The sequence below is a fragment of the Stenotrophomonas sp. 62841_Sma genome, assembly GCF_056482945.1.
Map to the genome: position 1 here is coordinate 2,299,826 of NZ_CM151224.1, position 16,993 is coordinate 2,316,818.

18 protein-coding genes are annotated in these 16,993 nt (G+C 66.4%); 6 read left to right on the forward strand and 12 right to left on the reverse strand.

Annotated elements, in window-relative coordinates; translation table 11 throughout:
* Positions 1–90 precede the first annotated feature (90 nt).
* The 5 genes from ACZK5G_RS10730 to ACZK5G_RS10750 form a co-directional block, all read right to left on the reverse strand.
* Positions 91–1,281 (reverse strand): methyl-accepting chemotaxis protein, encoded by a 1,191-nt coding sequence (locus ACZK5G_RS10730; protein WP_121503221.1) that lies wholly within the window; start codon positions 1,279–1,281, stop codon positions 91–93.
* Between the two features lie 164 nt (positions 1,282–1,445).
* Positions 1,446–2,060 carry a high frequency lysogenization protein HflD gene (gene hflD / locus ACZK5G_RS10735; protein ID WP_478466333.1) on the reverse strand — a complete coding sequence of 205 codons (615 nt, stop codon included), beginning with the start codon at positions 2,058–2,060 and terminating at the stop codon, positions 1,446–1,448.
* Positions 2,057–3,199 (reverse strand): tRNA 2-thiouridine(34) synthase MnmA, encoded by a 1,143-nt coding sequence (gene mnmA, locus ACZK5G_RS10740; protein ID WP_478466334.1) that lies wholly within the window; start codon positions 3,197–3,199, stop codon positions 2,057–2,059. The genes hflD and mnmA overlap by 4 nt, the downstream gene beginning before the upstream one ends.
* Positions 3,196–3,657: an NUDIX hydrolase gene (locus ACZK5G_RS10745; RefSeq protein ID WP_071227431.1), complete on the reverse strand. Its 462-nt coding sequence runs from the start codon at positions 3,655–3,657 to the stop codon at positions 3,196–3,198. The genes mnmA and ACZK5G_RS10745 overlap by 4 nt, the downstream gene beginning before the upstream one ends.
* A gap of 1 nt (position 3,658) precedes the next feature.
* Positions 3,659–4,132 carry a hypothetical protein gene (locus ACZK5G_RS10750; RefSeq protein WP_032127360.1) on the reverse strand — a complete coding sequence of 158 codons (474 nt, stop codon included), beginning with the start codon at positions 4,130–4,132 and terminating at the stop codon, positions 3,659–3,661.
* 112 nt (positions 4,133–4,244) lie between these two features.
* Between ACZK5G_RS10750 and clpS the strand changes: the two genes are divergently transcribed.
* Positions 4,245–4,571 (forward strand): ATP-dependent Clp protease adapter ClpS, encoded by a 327-nt coding sequence (gene clpS / locus ACZK5G_RS10755; protein WP_006444529.1) that lies wholly within the window; start codon positions 4,245–4,247, stop codon positions 4,569–4,571.
* Positions 4,572–4,709: 138 nt separating this feature from the next.
* Here clpS and ACZK5G_RS10760 read toward each other — a convergent pair whose 3' ends face one another.
* Positions 4,710–5,522, reverse strand: coding sequence for an APH(6) family putative aminoglycoside O-phosphotransferase (locus ACZK5G_RS10760; protein ID WP_478466336.1), 813 nt, complete (start codon positions 5,520–5,522; stop codon positions 4,710–4,712).
* A gap of 138 nt (positions 5,523–5,660) precedes the next feature.
* Here ACZK5G_RS10760 and clpA point away from each other — a divergent pair, with 138 nt between their 5' ends.
* From clpA to ACZK5G_RS10775, 3 genes are all read left to right on the forward strand, one after another.
* Positions 5,661–7,946, forward strand: coding sequence for an ATP-dependent Clp protease ATP-binding subunit ClpA (gene clpA, locus ACZK5G_RS10765; protein WP_049421950.1), 2,286 nt, complete (start codon positions 5,661–5,663; stop codon positions 7,944–7,946).
* 183 nt (positions 7,947–8,129) lie between these two features.
* The gene (locus ACZK5G_RS10770) at positions 8,130–8,408 is read left to right on the forward strand and encodes a type II toxin-antitoxin system RelE/ParE family toxin (protein ID WP_125895706.1); all 279 of its coding nucleotides are present in this window, start codon (positions 8,130–8,132) and stop codon (positions 8,406–8,408) included.
* A gap of 8 nt (positions 8,409–8,416) precedes the next feature.
* Positions 8,417–8,704, forward strand: a complete 288-nt coding sequence (locus ACZK5G_RS10775) for a HigA family addiction module antitoxin (RefSeq protein ID WP_032127356.1) — start codon at positions 8,417–8,419, stop codon at positions 8,702–8,704.
* Positions 8,705–8,752: 48 nt separating this feature from the next.
* Here the strand turns inward: ACZK5G_RS10775 and ACZK5G_RS10780 are convergent, their stop codons facing one another.
* From ACZK5G_RS10780 to aat, 4 genes are all read right to left on the reverse strand, one after another.
* On the reverse strand, positions 8,753–9,130 hold the full coding sequence (locus ACZK5G_RS10780; protein WP_478466338.1) for a hypothetical protein: 378 nt from the start codon (positions 9,128–9,130) through the stop codon (positions 8,753–8,755).
* 129 nt (positions 9,131–9,259) lie between these two features.
* Complete coding sequence (locus tag ACZK5G_RS10785; protein WP_049399363.1) at positions 9,260–9,532, reverse strand: hypothetical protein; 273 nt, start codon at positions 9,530–9,532, stop codon at positions 9,260–9,262.
* 171 nt (positions 9,533–9,703) lie between these two features.
* Positions 9,704–9,922 (reverse strand): translation initiation factor IF-1, encoded by a 219-nt coding sequence (gene infA / locus ACZK5G_RS10790; protein ID WP_005409596.1) that lies wholly within the window; start codon positions 9,920–9,922, stop codon positions 9,704–9,706.
* 86 nt (positions 9,923–10,008) lie between these two features.
* Complete coding sequence (gene aat / locus ACZK5G_RS10795; protein ID WP_478466340.1) at positions 10,009–10,749, reverse strand: leucyl/phenylalanyl-tRNA--protein transferase; 741 nt, start codon at positions 10,747–10,749, stop codon at positions 10,009–10,011.
* A 72-nt stretch (positions 10,750–10,821) separates the two neighbouring features.
* Here aat and ACZK5G_RS10800 point away from each other — a divergent pair, with 72 nt between their 5' ends.
* Positions 10,822–12,090, forward strand: a complete 1,269-nt coding sequence (locus ACZK5G_RS10800; protein WP_478466341.1) for a hypothetical protein — start codon at positions 10,822–10,824, stop codon at positions 12,088–12,090.
* Between the two features lie 85 nt (positions 12,091–12,175).
* On the opposite strand, the gene ACZK5G_RS10805 is transcribed toward ACZK5G_RS10800, so the two are convergent.
* Both ACZK5G_RS10805 and trxB read right to left on the reverse strand, forming a co-directional pair.
* Positions 12,176–13,300 carry a GNAT family N-acetyltransferase gene (locus ACZK5G_RS10805; RefSeq protein ID WP_478466343.1) on the reverse strand — a complete coding sequence of 375 codons (1,125 nt, stop codon included), beginning with the start codon at positions 13,298–13,300 and terminating at the stop codon, positions 12,176–12,178.
* A gap of 101 nt (positions 13,301–13,401) precedes the next feature.
* Complete coding sequence (gene trxB, locus ACZK5G_RS10810) at positions 13,402–14,373, reverse strand: thioredoxin-disulfide reductase (protein ID WP_014037154.1); 972 nt, start codon at positions 14,371–14,373, stop codon at positions 13,402–13,404.
* 233 nt (positions 14,374–14,606) lie between these two features.
* On the opposite strand from trxB, the gene ACZK5G_RS10815 reads away from it, so the two are divergent.
* Positions 14,607–16,967 (forward strand): DNA translocase FtsK, encoded by a 2,361-nt coding sequence (locus tag ACZK5G_RS10815; RefSeq protein WP_032127351.1) that lies wholly within the window; start codon positions 14,607–14,609, stop codon positions 16,965–16,967.
* Positions 16,968–16,993: the final 26 nt, after the last annotated feature.

The following is a 16,993-nucleotide window of genomic DNA, read 5'->3' on the forward strand; positions in this document are numbered from 1 at the left end:
TACAGGATGCATCCAACGGCGGGTCACAGGCAAAGGCCCCGGACGAACCGGGGCCTTGCGGGCTGCCGGCGGCGGCAGCGGACATCAGGATCAGAACAGCTCGACGGTGCCGGCGCCCATGCTCTGCTGGGCAACCGGCTTGTGCGGCGGGCGTTCCCATTCGCTGCGCAGTTCCCGCAGGCGGCTGCCGGTGCGCTGAAGGGCGGTGGCGATCTCTTCGTCGAACACGCCGCCATTGCGGTGCAGCAGTTCCTGCAGGGCCACCGCTTCGCGGTTGATCGCGGTCAGGCGGTCCAGGTGGGTGTGCACGCCGCCCAGCGCCTGGGTGGCGATGTCTTCGAACTGCAGGGCGCGCACGGCTTCGGCCACGCTGCCATCGATCGAACGGGCGCAGTCGGAGACTTCGCGCATGCCATCACCCAGCGACGCATTGATCTGCGCGACGTTATCGAGCATCGCCGCCGCTTCCTGGCGCGCTTCGCGGGAGCGGTCCATATCACGCGAGGCCATGTGCGAGACCGTCTCGCGCACCTTGGCAATGGCGTCCTTGGAGCTGTGCGCCAGCTTGCGGATCTGCTCGTTGAACGTGGTCGAGCGCTCGGACAGGTTGCGCACTTCGTCGGCGACCACCGCGAAGCCACGACCGGCTTCACCGGCACGCGCGGCTTCGATGGCGGCGTTGAGTGCCAGCAGGTTGGTCTGGTCGGCGATCGACTTGACGTCTTCCAGCAGCGCGAAGATGCCATCCAGGTGCTGTGCCATCTGGTCGATGTGCTGCACGGTGGTGCTGCTCTGGCCGCTCACCTGTTCCAATGCTTCCACCAGCTGTTCCATGCGGTTGCTGGCGTGCTGGGCGAAACGGGCAACGTCGAGGCCGGCATTGCCTTCATCACCGGCACGATCGACGATGCGCGACAGGGCCTGGCTCTGCTGGCGCGACTTGCGGTTCATGGCGTCGAAGCTGCCGCCCAGGCTGGACACCGCCTGGCGGATCAGGTCACGGGCGCGTTCCACTTCGCCGCGCGAACCGTCGATCTCGTTGCCGACGAAGTTGCGCAGTTCGGTCAGCAGCTGGTCCTGCTCACGCAGGACACGGGCGTGTTCCGGGGAACGGTGCGCCTGGGCGCGGGTGGTCCACCACGCAAAGCCGAGCCAGCTCAGCGTCATCGTGGTCAGGATCGCCCAGCGCAGGGCGGCCGGCCATTCGAAACCGATGGCGAAGGGGAGCAGCAGGGTCAGAGCCAGGGGGGCGGCCAGACGGATGAAAATGCGTGAGTACATGGACGTTCTCGGGAGGTGCACGGAGGATGTATCGGCCGTACCCCCTTTCTCTTTAACGTCGAAATGCCTCGAAGTGCATTCTGAATGCGCCGGTTTTCCGACGCCTCGGCGGCTTCGGGGTCAGAGCCCTTTCCGTGCCGGAAAGGGATCCGACCCCATGAGGCTCAGGCCAGCTGCCGGTCCACGGCCTCGATCATCGCCTTGCGGCTGAACAGGAAGTCCCAGTAGCTGCCGCCCAGCTGGCGCCACAGCACCGCCGAGCGCACCGCGGCCAGCAGCAGGGCGCGGATCTCGGCAACCACACCGGCCTGGCCCAGGTAATGCGGGTTGCCCTGCACCATCACCCGCGGCTTCAGGTGGCTGATGGTGTCGGCGTACAGGCCACCCAGGTTGGCCAGCACGTCCGGGTGGCCACTGTCGCCCAGCTCGATGGCCTGGCGCTGGGCGCGTTCGATGCCCGAGGCGACCTTGTTCACGGTGGTGCCGTCCTGCACGAAGCGGCGCTCCAGCTGCAGCACCGACAGGGCCAGCTTGGGCAGGATCGGGTCCTGGCCCTGGCTGCGGAAGTAGTTGTGCAGCAGGCGCAGCCCAGCCTTCAATGCGTGGCGGTCACCGAACACCTCCTGCGGCGAAGAGGCATCGACGCGGAACACGCTGTCCACGGCGGTGCGCACAGCGGCGGCGTCGGAATGGCCGGTATCGGCGATGCGGCGTACCTGCTGCAGGGCCTGGGCAATGCCGGCCAAAGCCAGGACGCGGTCGTCGACAGTGAAACTCATGCAGCGATTACCTCAAATGGGGAGGGGGTGGTGCGCAGGCGCTGTTCCAGCGGCGCATCGGTGGCGGCGATCACCGCGCCACCCAGGCACACATCACCGTCATACAGCACCAGTGATTGACCGGGAGTAACGGCGCGCTGCGGGCGCGCAAAGGTGACCAGCACGCTGCCATCGTCCAGCACCTCGACCGTACACGGCTCGTCGGGCTGGCGGTAGCGGGTCTGGGCGGTGCATTCGAAGCGCCGTGCCGGCGGCGCGCCGGCAATCCAGTGCGCGGTTTCCGAACGCAGGCGGTCGGACAGCATCCACTTGCTGTCGCGGTCCTGATCCACGTACAGCACGTTGCTGGCCACATCCTTGCCGACCACGTACCACGGCGCGGCCGGGCGGCCGCGCACGCCGCCGATGTTCAGGCCCTCGCGCTGGCCCAGGGTGAAATAGAACACGCCCGGATGTTCGGCGATGACGCTGCCGTCGGCCGGGTCGAGGATCTGGCCGGGCTTGGCCGGCAGGTAGCGGCCGAGGAACTCGCGGAAGTCGCGCTCACCGATGAAGCAGATGCCGGTGGAGTCCTTCTTGGCGTGGGTCGGCAGGCTGACGTCACGCGCGATCCGGCGCAGGTCGGTCTTTTCCAGGTCGCCGATCGGGAACAGGGTGGCCGCCAGCTGCGCCTGGCCCAGCTGGTGCAGGAAGTAGCTCTGGTCCTTGGAACGGTCGGCGCCACGCAGCAGCAGCCACTGGTGGCCGCGCTGGGTCACCCGCGCGTAGTGGCCGGTGGCAATGCGTTCGGCGCCCAGCTCGCGGGCGGCATCCAGGAAGTGCTTGAACTTCACTTCGCGGTTGCACAGAACGTCCGGGTTCGGGGTGCGGCCGGCCGCGTACTCGGCCAGGAAGTGCTCGAACACCCCCTGCCAGTACTCGTTGGAGAAATCACGGAAGTGGAACGGGATACCGAGCAGGCCGCAGACGGCCACCGCATCGCGGCGGTCGTCCTCGGCGCGGCAGTCGCCGCTGCCGTCGTCGGCCCAGTTCTGCATGAACAGACCGGCTACGGCCTCGCCCTGCTGCACCAGCCGCCAGGCGGCGACCGAGGAGTCGACGCCACCGGAGACGCCCACCATCACGCGCGGAGTGCTCATGCGACCTCCCGGACCAGCGAAAGCGGATGGCGCTGGCCACCCAGGAAATCAGCCACCACCTGCCAGACCAGCGGGCTGCGCAGGCGCTCCGTAGCGGCCTGCAGCTCGGCCGGGGTCAGCCACAGCGCGCGATCGATGCCGGTGTCCAGCGGCTGCGCCGGGTCGTGCGAGACCGGACGCGCCGCATAGCAGAAGCGCAGGAAGGTGGTGCCGTCGCCGGCCGTCCACTGGTAGCAGCCTATGAAGTGGGTCAGTTGCACCGTCCAGCCGGTTTCCTCGCGGGTCTCGCGCAGGGCTGCCTCGGCCAGGCTTTCGCCCGGCTCGAGGTGGCCGGCCGGCTGGTTCAGCACCTGGCGGCCGTCGATGGTCTCCTCGACCAGCAGCACGCGGCCACCGTCGACCACCACGGTGGCGACAGTGGCGTGCGGTGCCCAGCGCGGGTCCGGCGTGGTGTTCAACTCAGAACTCGTCCTTCTTGGTCAGTTCCAGCTCCATGGCGTCGGCGGTGCGGATGGCCGCATCGATGGCGTCGCTGAGCTGGTCGGCCGTGGCATCGGCGTCGATCTTGACCACGAACATGGCGGTGGTGTCCTGCTTCACCCAGCCGCCCATCTTGGCGTCCTGCGAATCTTCCAGCAGGCGGTTGGCTACGGCCACCGGGAACTGTTTGGTCTTGGCGTTGTAGGCCGGCGACCAGATCTCGCGGATGTTGTGGGTGCCGAAATCTTCCACCGACGAGCGCACGTAGACCATCTGGGTGCGATCACCCTCGACGTCGAACACCATGCGGTAGTCGCCGTCCTCGTCGACCTCGTAGGTATAGCCCAGCTTGTCCAGGTGGCGGGCCACGGCCTTGTCGGCCTGGGTCTCGGCGGCGGCGGAGCCGGCGGCGGCCAGGGCGATCAGCAGGGCGGGAAGAAGGGTCCTTTTCATGAAGATCCTGTGAAACAGTGTTGAGAGAGGGTGCAATTGTGACGGTGGGCGTGCGTGCCGTCCAATCTGCGGCAGGCCGACGCAGGCTGGCCCGTGCCTCTATAATGGGCAGATGCCCCATGAGTCTTCCCCCGATTCCCATCACGAGCACGGCGTTGCCGTGGAGCCCGCGCGCCCGGAAGTGGCGCCGCCGCCGTTCTATCAGGTGATGCTGCTCAACGACGACTACACCCCGATGGATTTCGTGGTGGACGTGCTGCAGCAGTTCTTCAGCATGGACCTGGACAAGGCCACGCAGGTGATGCTGCACGTCCATACCCGTGGCCGCGGCGTGTGCGGGGTGTTCACCCGCGAAGTGGCCGAGACCAAGGTCGCCCAGGTCAACGAGTACTCGCGGATGAACCAGCACCCGCTGCTGTGCACGATGGAAAAGGCCTGACCGGCTGCCGGTTTTCGTCCGGGCACATCGACTCCGGACCCGGTGTGCCCACCAAGGTGGGCACCTACCAAGGCAGGGGCCTGTATCGATAATGGATGGGGCGTGCCCACCAAGGTGGGCATCTACCAGAGCGCGGGATCAGCCCTCCGCCAACGCCTCCAGCGCCATCCGCGCCACCGCCTCGTCGACTTCGGCGGGGTCGCCATCATCCCGGAACCACACCGCTGACAGCCCCGCGCTGGCTGCGATCCAACGCAGCAGGCGCGTGCGTTCCAGGCCCGCCAGCGCGCCGACCTGTTCCAGCCGGGTGGCAAACCGCTCGGGTCGGGTGGCCACATGGATGCCGGGGCCGCACAGGTCCGGATTGCTGAACATCGTCGTGTAATCGAACGCGCGGTCGCCCAGCAGCCGCTTCGGGTCGATCGCCAACCAGCCGCGCGCGCCGAAATCCAGCACGTTGTCGTGGTGCAGGTCGCCGTGCAGCGGCCGGATCTCCTGTTCCTGCTGCAGCAGGCCCTCCGCCAGTGAACTGCACTGTTCCAGCAGTGTCGGCAGCGCAGCCCTTGGCTGCAGCAGGTCGGCGAACCATGTTCGCAGGCAGACCAGTTCCGCTGGCGGTGCGCCCCGTGGCCGGTGCAGCCGTTGCAGGACCTGGCACAGGACCGTGGTGCAGGTGTCATCGTCGCCCTTGATCGAACGTTGCCGCAGCGAGTCGCCGCCGGCACGTTCGATCAGGATCGCCGGCCCCTCGTGGGCCAGCAGGCGGGCGGCGCCGTCACCGTCCCACCAACGCAGTAGGCGATGGCTGTTCTGCTCTTCGGTTTCGCTGCTGATCTTCAGCATGGCCGGCTCGCCGGCGGCGGTCAGCACCGGCCAGAGCTGGGCATGGGGCGTTTCGATGGCTGCGCCATCACGCCGCAATCGCCAGCGGCTCAGGTAGGGTTCGCTCATGCCGGGTGGGCTGTCCTGGAGTGAATGAAGATCAAGCGATTCGCACTGATAACGCCATCTGAACGCAGCAATCCGCTAGGGTGATGGAAATCGCGTAGTCAGGCCGCATATTGTCCCCATCTGCCGCCGGAGTAATCCATGTTCAGCAAAGACCTCGAACACACCATCGGCCAGTGCTACAAGCGCGCCCGTGAGGCCCGGCATGAGTTCATGACGGTCGAACACCTGCTGTTGGCACTGCTCGACAACCCGTCCGCCCAGGCCGTACTGAAGGCCTGCGGCGCCGACGCCGAACGCCTGCGCCAGGAGCTGGAGCAGGCCATCGAGGCCTCCGTGTCCCGCCTGGCCGAAGATGACGGCCGCGATACCCAGCCGACCCTGGGCTTCCAGCGCGTGTTGCAGCGGGCCGTTTACCACGTGCAGTCCTCGGGCAAGAAGGAGGTCACCGGCGCCAATGTGCTGGTCGCCATCTTCGGCGAGAAGGACTCGCACGCCGTCTACTACCTCAACCAGCAGGATGTCACCCGGCTGGATGTGGTCAATTACCTGTCCCACGGCATCGCCAAGCTGGGCGAGGAAGGCGAGCAGCCGTCGTCTTCCTCCGAGGGCGAAGGCCGCATCGAAGGCGGGGAGGGCGAGCCGAAGGGTGATGCCCTGACCGAGTTCGCCAGCAACCTCAACGAACAGGCCCGGGCCGGTCGCATCGACCCGCTGGTCGGCCGAGCCGACGAGATCGAGCGCACCATCCAGGTCCTGTGCCGCCGCCGCAAGAACAACCCGCTGTACGTGGGTGAGGCGGGCGTAGGCAAGACCGCCATCGCCGAGGGCCTGGCCCGCCGCATCGTCGAGGGCTCGGTGCCCGACGTTCTGGCCGATGCGGTGATCTATTCGCTCGACCTGGGCGCGCTGGTGGCCGGCACCAAGTACCGCGGCGACTTCGAGAAGCGCCTGAAGAGCGTGCTGACCGCGCTGAAGAAGGTGCCCAATGCGGTGCTGTTCATCGATGAGATCCACACCATCATCGGTGCTGGCTCGGCGTCGGGCGGCACCATGGATGCCTCCAACCTGATCAAGCCGGCGCTGGCGTCCGGAGAGCTGCGCTGCATCGGCTCGACCACCTTCCAGGAGTACCGTGGCATCTTCGAGAAGGACCGGGCGCTGGCCCGCCGCTTCCAGAAGATCGACATCGTCGAGCCGACCGTCGGCGAGACCTACGAGATCCTGCAGGGCCTGAAGTCCAAGTACGAGCTGCACCACGGTGTGACCTATTCCGACGAGGCGCTGCAGGCGGCGGTGGACCTGTCGGTGAAGCACATCGGCGACCGCCTGCTGCCGGACAAGGCCATCGACGTGATCGACGAGGCGGGCGCCCGCCAGCGCCTGCTGCCGGAAGGCCAGCGCAAGGAACTGATCGACGTCGAGGAAGTGGAGGCGATCGTCGCCAAGATGGCGCGTATCCCGACCAAGCAGGTCAGCGCCACCGACAAGGATGTGCTGCAGCACCTGGAGCGCAACCTGAAGATGGTGATCTTTGGCCAGGACCCGGCCATCGAGACGCTGTCCTCGGCGATCAAGCTGGCCCGTTCGGGCCTGGGCAACCCGGAAAAGCCGATCGGCAACTTCCTGTTCGCCGGTCCGACCGGTGTCGGCAAGACCGAGGTGACCAAGCAGCTGGCGCTGCAGCTGGGCATCGAACTGGTCCGCTTCGACATGTCCGAGTACATGGAGCCGCATTCGATCAGCCGCCTGATCGGTGCGCCTCCGGGCTACGTCGGCTTTGACCAGGGCGGCCTGTTGACCGAGAAGATTGTCAAGACGCCGCACTGCGTGCTGCTGCTGGATGAGATCGAGAAGGCGCACCCGGACATCTTCAACATCCTGTTGCAGGTGATGGACCGCGGCGTGCTGACCGATACCAACGGTCGCGAGGCCAACTTCAAGAACGTCGTGCTGGTGATGACCACCAATGCCGGTGCGGCGCAGGCCTCGCGGCGTTCGATCGGCTTCACCAAGCAGGACCATGCCACCGACGCGATGGAGACCATCCGCCGCAGCTTCACCCCGGAATTCCGCAACCGCCTCGACGCGGTGGTGCAGTTCCAGGCGCTGGGCTTCGAGCACATCCTGCGCGTAGTCGACAAGTTCCTGATCGAGCTGGAGATGCTGCTGCAGGACAAGCACGTCAGCCTGTCGGCCACCCCGACCGCGCGCGACTGGCTGGCCCACCATGGTTTCGACCCGCTGATGGGTGCCCGCCCGATGGCCCGCGTGATCCAGGACAAGATCAAGCGTCCGCTGGCCGACGAGCTGTTGTTCGGCAAGCTGGTCAACGGTGGCAAGGTCAGCATCGATGTTCGCGACGACGAGCTGGTGGTCGAGACCCAGGCCGAGCCGGAGCGGCTGCTGCCGGTCACGGTGGAATGAGCTGATGCCATAGGCTTGGCGTGAAAGACTGGAAATGACAAGGGCGGCTTCGGCCGCCCTTGTTGTTTCCAGTGGGGCTGTCGTCCGCGGCCTTGCTTGAACGGAACGGAGGTGCCAATGCTGTCTTCTGGTCGCGATGGGGTGTTGCCCTGTTTGTATCGCGAAACGATACAGGATACAGTGATGATCATCGGTTTTCGCCACAGGGGCCTCGAGCGGCTCTACCGTTCCGGCAGTAGTAGTGGAATCCGCCACAGTCACGCCAGCAAGGTGTTGTTGATCCTGTCGATCCTGGATGTTGCTTCGGGTCCTGAGGATCTGGCCATGCCTGGATTGCGTCTGCATAAGCTCCGGGGCGGCCTGAAAGGGCATTGGTCTGTATGGGTCAATGGAAACTGGCGGATTACCTTCCGTTTCGCCGGCAGCGACGTGGAGCTGCTGGATTACCTGGACTATCACTGAGGCCGCGCATGATTCATCACCATCCGCATCCCGGGCAGGCGATCAAGGCAATGGTCTTTGATCCAATGGATCTGTCTGTGACCGAAGCGGCCGAGCGCCTGGCAATGTCGCGGGTAGCCCTTTCGCGGGTTCTGAACGGCAAGGCGGGCATCAGTCCTGACCTGGCCATCCGCCTTGAGATGGCGGGGGTGAGTACTGCGGTTTTCTGGATGGGGCTGCAATCCAGCTACGATCTCTGGTTGGCACGGCAGCGCGCGCAACCGAGAGTGTTGTCGCTGGTTGCCGCGACGCGTTGACGTATATCGCGACAAGGGCGGCTTCGGCCGCCCTTGTCCTGTCTGGGGTCAGCGGCTGCGGCGGCGCGCCTCACGCTTGAATCGCTCGGCATCGATCGGCTCGATGCGTGCAACCTCGCAGCTGCCGCGACCTGTGTCCAGTGCGCTTCGGCCCTCGCTGCACAGCTCGTCAGCTTCTTTGCCGTCGGTCTTGAAGCCGAGGCGGGTGGCCAGTACGGCAGAAGGGCAGCTGTTGCGGAAATGCACGACATAGTGGTCTTCGCCGGAGCGAAGCAGGATGTTCTTGTCGGCGCCGGCGCGAACGATCTGCTGTTCGCCGGTCAGTGATACGCACTGTGCCGGCGCGGTGTCGGCGGCATGGGCGGACGACGCCAGCAGGGTGACGGCAGACAAAGCCAGGGGGATGAGCAGGGGAGACAGGTTCATGGCGGGGCAGGGGGTAGCGATCCGGACTGGATCGGATCCCAGGATGCCGCCGCCGCTGCAAATGCGAATCTGCCGCAAGCAGGGCTGACCGAAGCCACGGTGAGATCGGTCACGATGACCTTTGGCGCCTCAGGCCGCGATCGAACGGAATCCCTGCTGGCGCCCCTGATCGCCGCCGTCTTCGATGACAAAGGCAACCGCCTCGTGCGGAATGTGCAGGCGCTGCTTGAGGGTGCTGCCCATATGCGGAATCTCGCGCTGCACGGCCAGGTACAGCGGGTGCGAGGCGTCCATGCTGGTGCAGACCAGGCAGGGCTGGCCGAACCAGGTGCCGTCCGGGCCCTTGCTGGCGTAGCAGCGGCTGGTGACGGACTGGGGGTCCAGGACGATCAGGTAGGTCATGCGCGCAACGCCTTCTGTGAAGAACGCGTTGAGTCTAGAGTCGCGGCGCGATGCGGTATTTCGGACAGGGACGAAAACCGAGCGGCCTCGGTGCCGGTCGCTTTCTTCCGCGCACGACAAAGGGCCAGCAGCGAGGCCGGCCCTGTCGGAGTGGCGCAATGCGCCGACCGCTTACTTCATGCGGTAGGTGATACGACCCTTGGTCAGGTCGTACGGGGTCATTTCAACCTTGACCCGGTCACCGGTGAGGATGCGGATGTAGTTCTTGCGCATGCGGCCGGAGATGTGGGCGATGATTTCGTGCCCATTTTCCAGACGAACGCGGAAAGTGGTGTTCGGCAGCGTCTCGCTGACGGTGCCCTCGAACTCGATGGAATCGTCTTTCGACATGTAGTCCTGTGCGGTTCAGAAAACGGCCACGCTGGGCCTAAGGCGCGGTATTTTACGCGTGATGGGCCCGGCTTGCAAAGTTTGTGTTAACCCCCGGCCAAACGCTGTGCTGGCAAGCGTCCTACCCCTTGTGTCCAGGGGCCTTCACGGCCGTCACGGTGTACGGCCTGGCGGACGCGCTCCAGAAAGTCCGCGCGCGGCAGGTGCTCGGCGCCCATCCGCAGCAGGTGCGGATTCTCCACCTGGGCATCGATCAGTTCCCAGCCCCAGCCACGCAGGGTGGCTGCCAACGCGGCCAGGGCGATCTTGGAGCCGCCGCTGGCGCCACTGAACATGCTCTCGCCGAAGAACATGGCACCGATCGCGACGCCATAGATGCCGCCGACCAGCGTCTGCCGGTCCCAGACTTCGAAGGAATGGGCGACGCCAAGGTCGTGCAGTTGGCTGTAGGCCTCGACCATCGCCGGGCTGATCCACGTACCGTCCTGGCCAGGGCGTGGTGCGGCGGCGCAGGCGCGCATCACCTGGCTGAAGGCGGTGTCGGCGGTGATCTCCCACGTGCTGCTGCGCAGCTGGCGGCGGAAGCGGCTGGACAGATGCACGCCGTCGGTGCGGAACACCATGCGCGGGTCCGGCGACCACCACAGGATTGGCTCACCCTCGCTGAACCACGGAAAGATACCGCCGGCGTAGGCATTGAGCAGACGCACCGGATGCAGATCGCCGCCCACCGCCAGCAGGCCATCGGGCTGGCGCAGTGCGGTCTCGGCCGGAGGGAAGGGGGCGTCCGGCGCATCGGCCAGGCGCCAGGGCAGCTGGCGGGTCATGGGGCCATTGTATTCGTCGTGGTGATTCGTGATGTCTGGCACCATCACTGTTCACCGGCAAGGAGCCTCCGAATGAGTGACTCGATCAGCGCCATCCTCGACCTGCATGACGCCCCGCGCACGCGCAACGACAGCCAAGGCATGCTGCTGTCGCTGGCCACTGAACAGCCGCGTCAGCTGGGAGAGTTGATGCTGCAGGCGCTGGCGCGGCCTTCGCCGGGCTCGGCCTTCCTCGACATGGCGCTGGACCTGCTGCCGGATGACGCGGTGCCCGCGGTCGCGGCGGACGCGTGGCGCCGCTATCGCGCGGGCGAGCGCGGTGACGTGTTGACGAGCGTGATGGAGTTCGCCAGCTATCAGGCGCCGCAGGTGCTGCAGGACGATTGGGAGGCATTGCTGGCGGTCGCCAGTGAGGATGAGGTGCAGTTGGCCACGCAGGTCTGGCAGGGCCTGCCCAGCGCGACGGCCGCGCATTGGGCGCAGATCCTGGCCGAAGCCGATGACGATCGCGAAATGGCGCGGGCCAGGGCGCTGCTGCTCGCCGCCCAGCCCGAAACCTACGCCATTGCTCGCGGCTACCTGGTCGACTGGGGGCGCTTGGATGCCGAGGTCTGGGCGCACTGGGCCGGCGTCGCCGAAGGTCCGCAGCCGCGTCGCCTGCATGGCGAGCGGCCATTGCACTTCCGCTTCGGCCGCGAACAGCATCGCGCGCAGCAGGCGGACGAGCCGAGCTGGCGCAGGCGCATCTGGCGCCTGCACCCGACCTGGAATGGTGGGCAGGTGCATCACGCCGGGCAGATGGGAGGACCACTGGAAGCGCTGTGTGGCAGCTGCCATGCGCCGCTGCAGCGCCTGCTGCGGACCGATGCTGCCGCGCTGCAGCCGGGCGCGTCGGGCGAGATCACGCTGGGGCTGTGCCTGGACTGCTGCGGCTGGGAAGACCCGCCCGTGCGTTTCTATCGTCATGATGCGGCCGGCCTGCCCAGCTGCCACCCCAGCCAGCACCGTGAGGTACCGAACACACCCACCGACAGTGGCGACCTGATGCAGGCCGAGGTGGGCCTGGTGGCGCTCGAAAGCGCGCGCTGGCAGCAACAGGACTGGGGCCAGTCCAATCATCGGCAGAACCTGTCGCGTGTGGGCGGCGCGCCGAGCTGGGTGCAGAGTGCGTGGTATCCGGCGTGCATCGATTGCGGCGAGGAGATGCCCTTCGTGATGCAGCTGGATTCGACACTGCCGACCACCGGTGGAGGCGCGCTGCTCTGGGGCAGTGGCGGCATGCTCTACACGTTCTGGTGTGCGAAGTGCCGGGTGAGCGGGCACTTCTGGCAGTGCACCTGAGCACAGCGCCCTCGCTATTGCCTTGGTAGGTGCCAACCTTGGTTGGCACGCTTTTCGGCACCGCGCCAATCGAGCAAGCGTGCCTCTACGGTTCTACGCGGAACGGCCCATGCCCCTGCAGCTCCTGCTGGTAGCGCCGCACACTCTGTCGCTCCTGCCGGCACCACTCCTGCAGCGCTTCCGCGAAGTCCGGATCGGCCACCCAGTGCCGGCTGTGCACCAGCGTCGGCAGGAAACCGCGTGCCAGCTTGTGCTCGCCCTGTGCGCCCGGCTCGAAGCGGGTCAGCCCTTCGCGCAGGCAATACTCGATGCCTTGGTAGTAGCAGGCCTCGAAGTGCAGGCCAGGCAGCGTGGCGCCGCCCCAGTAACGGCCGTACAGCGTGTCTCCACCGCGCAGGCATAGCGCGCCGGCAATCGGCTCGCCGTCCTGTTCGGCCAGGAACAGTACCAGCCCGCGCCCCAGCGAAATCGCCAGATGGCGCAGGAAGGCCTCAGTCAGTGCCGGGGCGTTGCCGTACTCGAGGAACGTCTGCAGGTAGAAGCGGTACATCGCCTGCAGGTCGGCGCGACTGGCCTCGTCGCCGTGCACCACGCGGAAGGTGATGCCCTGGCGGGTGACCTTGGCCCGTTCCTGGCGGATGTTCTTGCGGTGCTTGTGGTCCATCGCGCCGACGAACTGTTCGAACGTGGACCAGTCGCCCGGGTTCTGCCACTGGAACTGCACATCCTCGCGCAGCAGCCAGTCATCGCCGAACAGCGCCTCGTCCACTGCGGTGTGGAAGTTGATATGGGCCGAGGACACGTCCAGTGCCGGCAGCGCCTCGCGCAATGCCGACAGCAAGGTGGCGCGCCCTGAATCGTGACGGGCCAGCAACCTCGGGCCAGTGACCGGCGAGTACGGCACCGCGCCCAGCCACTTCGGATAGTAGTCGCGGCCATGACGGGCGTACGCGTTGGCCCAGGCATGGTCGAACACGAATTCGCCGTGGGAGTTGGTCTTCAGGTAACCCGGAATGGCGCCCATCAGGTGGTCGCCCTCCCACAGTGTGAAGTGCCGGGGCTGCCAGCCCCAGTCCTCGCGCAGGCAGCCGTGCTGTTCAAGCCCGGAAAGGAAGGCATGACTGACGAAGGGGTTGCGGCCGTCGTGCAGGGCATCCCAGTCGGTGGCGGAAACGGACTGCAGGGAGTCGAGGAAACGGGGGGAAGGCATGGGGAAAGGATAGGGCAGATGAAACAGAAAGGCCGACGCACTGGCGTCGGCCTTTTGCATGAGTCGAGCGTGGCTCGACTCTACGGATGCAGGTTCGCCTCTCAGCTGGCCTTGCCCTGTGCGTCCAGGTAGCGCTCGGCGTCCAGTGCGGCCATGCAGCCGAAGCCGGCCGAGGTGATCGCCTGGCGGTAGTGCTGGTCGGCCACGTCACCGGCGGCGAACACGCCCTCCACGGAGGTCTGAGTAGCGTTGCCGCCCAGGCCCGAGCGGATTTCCAGGTAGCCGTTGTTCATCGCCAGCTGGCCGTCGAACAGAGTGGTGTTCGGGTGGTGGCCGATGGCCACGAAGAAGCCGTGGGCGTCGATGTCGCGGGTGCTGCCGTCCAGGGTGGACTTCACGCGCACGCCGGTCACGCCGGCATCATTGCCCAGCACTTCTTCCACCTGGTGGTGCCAGACGGTCTCGATCTTGCCTTCGGCGACCTTCTTGAACAGCTTGTCCTGCATGATCTTTTCCGCCTTCAGGGTGTCGCGGCGGTGGACCAGGTAGACCTTGCGGGCGATGTTGGACAGGTACAGCGCTTCTTCCACGGCGGTGTTGCCGCCGCCGACCACGACCACGTCCTGGTCGCGGTAGAAGAAGCCGTCACAGGTGGCGCAGGCAGACACGCCGCGGCCCTTGAACTCGTCCTCGGTCGGGATGCCCAGGTACTTGGCGGTGGCGCCGGTGGCGATGATCAGGGCATCGCAGGTGTACTCGTGGCTGTCGCCGATCAGCTTGAACGGGCGCTGCGACACGTCGGCGGTGTGGATGTGGTCGAAGATGACTTCGGTCTCGAAGCGCTCGGCATGGGCCTGCATGCGCGCCATCAGGTCCGGGCCCATCAGGCCGTGGGCGTCGCCCGGCCAGTTGTCCACCTCGGTGGTGGTCATCAGCTGGCCGCCCTGCTGCAGGCCGGTGATGACGACCGGCTTCAGGTTGGCGCGGGCGGCGTAGACGGCGGCGGTCCAACCGGCCGGGCCGGAACCGAGGATGACGAGGCGCTGGTGGCGGGAGGGCAGGCTGGTGCTCATGTAGACTCGCGAAAAGGTAGATGGGACAAGGCGCTGGCGATGTTTGCGCAGCATCCGTGGCTGGTCATAGAGTGGCGGCTGGGGCAGGGCGATTCAAGCCGATGAACAGAACGCCGTCATCCAGCAGTGGTTCCGGCCCTCTGATTGCCCTGTCAGATGTCGCATAACTGAAAACTGACGCCGTCTCATTTATTATCAATCACTAACAGCGCATTCCAAAGGTATGGTCTAAGGTGGCGAAGCAGGTCCCCGAACGCTCCAAGTCCGACGACAGCAAGGCGTCACGTCGCACGGCCGCGGCGGCGACGACCGACAATCCACGCCGCCAACGCCTCTGGCGCGACCTTGGCCTGATCGCCATCGCGCCGGCGCTGCTGTATCTGGCGGCCAGTCTGTTCACCTATTCAGCGACCGACCCGGGCTGGTCGCACACCGGCAGCGTGGTTGCGCCGGTGCACAACCTCGGCGGCCGCGCCGGCGCCTGGATCGCCGACGTGCTGCTGCAGCTGTTCGGCTACATCGCCTTCCTGCTGCCGGTGGTGCTGGGCGCGCTGGCGTGGATTGCCATGTTCGGCCTCAAGCGCGAGAGCAAGGGCGAGAACGATCTGGACCCGGCGCTGCGCCTGGTCGGCCTGGTCGGTTTCCTGATCGCCGGCACCGGCTTCCTGCATGTCCGCCTGTTCAGTGGCGATGTCTCCAGTGCCGGCGGCATCCTCGGCAAGCTGGTCGGCAATTCACTCACGGTGGGCTTCGGTGCGCTGGGCGCGAACCTGTTCGTGCTGGTGCTGCTCTTGGCCTCGATCACCCTGGCCACCGGGCTGTCCTGGTTCACGGTGATGGAGAAGATCGGTCGCGGCGTGATGTCGCTGGCGCCGTTGCTGGCTCGCAAGAAGGAAGAAGTCACCGAGTGGCAGCAGACCCGGGTGATGCGCGAGGAGCGCCAGGAAGTGCGCAAGGCCGATGCCGAGGTGCGCGCCAAGCGCGAGCCGGTGAAGATCGAGCCGCGCCCGGAACCGGTGATCGAGAAGAGTGACCGGGCCAAGCGCGACACGCAGATCCCGATGTTCCGTGGCGTCAACGGCGACGGCTCGGACCTGCCGCCGCTGGCCCTGCTGGATGACCCCAAGCCGCAGCCGGTGGGCTACGACAAGGAAACCCTGGACGCGCTGTCGCGGCAGATCGAGTTCAAGCTGAAGGATTTCCGCATCGACGCCCAGGTGGTCGGCGCCAACCCCGGCCCGGTCATTACCCGCTTCGAGATCGAGCCGGCGCCGGGCATCAAGGTCAGCCAGATCAGTTCGCTGGACAAGGACATCGCGCGCGGCCTGTCGGTGAAGTCGGTGCGCGTGGTCGACGTCATTCCGGGCAAATCGGTGATCGGCCTGGAAATTCCCAACGTCACCCGCGAGATGATCTACCTCTCCGAGCTGCTGCGTTCGAAGGAATACGACAAGTCGGCCAGCGTACTGACCCTGGCGCTGGGCAAGGACATCGCCGGCCGCTCGACCGTGGCCGACCTGGCACGCATGCCGCACCTGCTGGTGGCCGGTACCACCGGTTCGGGCAAGTCGGTGGCGGTCAACGCGATGGTGCTGAGCCTGCTGTTCAAGGCCTCGCCGAAAGACCTGCGGATGCTGATGATCGACCCGAAGATGCTCGAACTGAGCGTCTACCAGGGCATCCCGCACCTGCTGGCGCCGGTGGTCACCGACATGAAGGAGGCCGCCAACGGCCTGCGCTGGTGCGTGGCCGAGATGGAGCGCCGCTACAAGCTGATGAGCGCGGTGGGCGTGCGCAACCTGGCCGGCTTCAACAAGAAGGTGAAGGAAGCCCAGGACGCCGGCCAGCCACTGATGGACCCGCTGTTTAAGCCGAACCCGGAACTGGGCGAGGCGCCGCGGCCGCTGGAGACGCTGCCGTTCATCGTCATCTTCATCGACGAATTCGCCGACATGATGATGATCGTCGGCAAGAAGGTGGAAGAGCTGATCGCGCGCCTGGCACAGAAGGCGCGTGCGGCCGGCATCCACCTGATCCTGGCCACGCAGCGCCCGTCGGTGGACGTGATCACCGGCCTGATCAAGGCCAACATTCCGACCCGCATCGCCTTCCAGGTCAGCTCCAAGATCGACTCGCGCACCATCCTCGACCAGTCCGGCGCGGAAACCCTGCTCGGCCACGGCGACATGCTGTACCTGCCGCCGGGTACCGCCATGCCCGAGCGCGTGCACGGCGCCTTCGTCTCCGACGAGGAAGTGCATCGCGTGGTCGAACACCTCAAGGCGATGGGCCCGGCCGACTACGTCGACGGCGTACTGGACGAAGTGCAGACGATGGGCGACGGCGTGGTCGTCGGCGCCACCGGCCTGCCCGAGAACAGCTCTGCCGGCGATGAGTCCGACCCGTTGTATGACGAAGCGCTGCGGGTGGTCACCGAGACCCGCCGTGCCTCGATTTCCGGCGTGCAGCGCCGGCTGAAGATCGGCTACAACCGTGCAGCGCGATTGATCGAGGCCATGGAAGCGGCCGGCGTGGTCAGTCCGCCCGAGCACAACGGCGACCGCACGGTGCTGGCACCGCCGCCGCCGAAGTAAGACCCGACGTATCCCCCACGACGTCC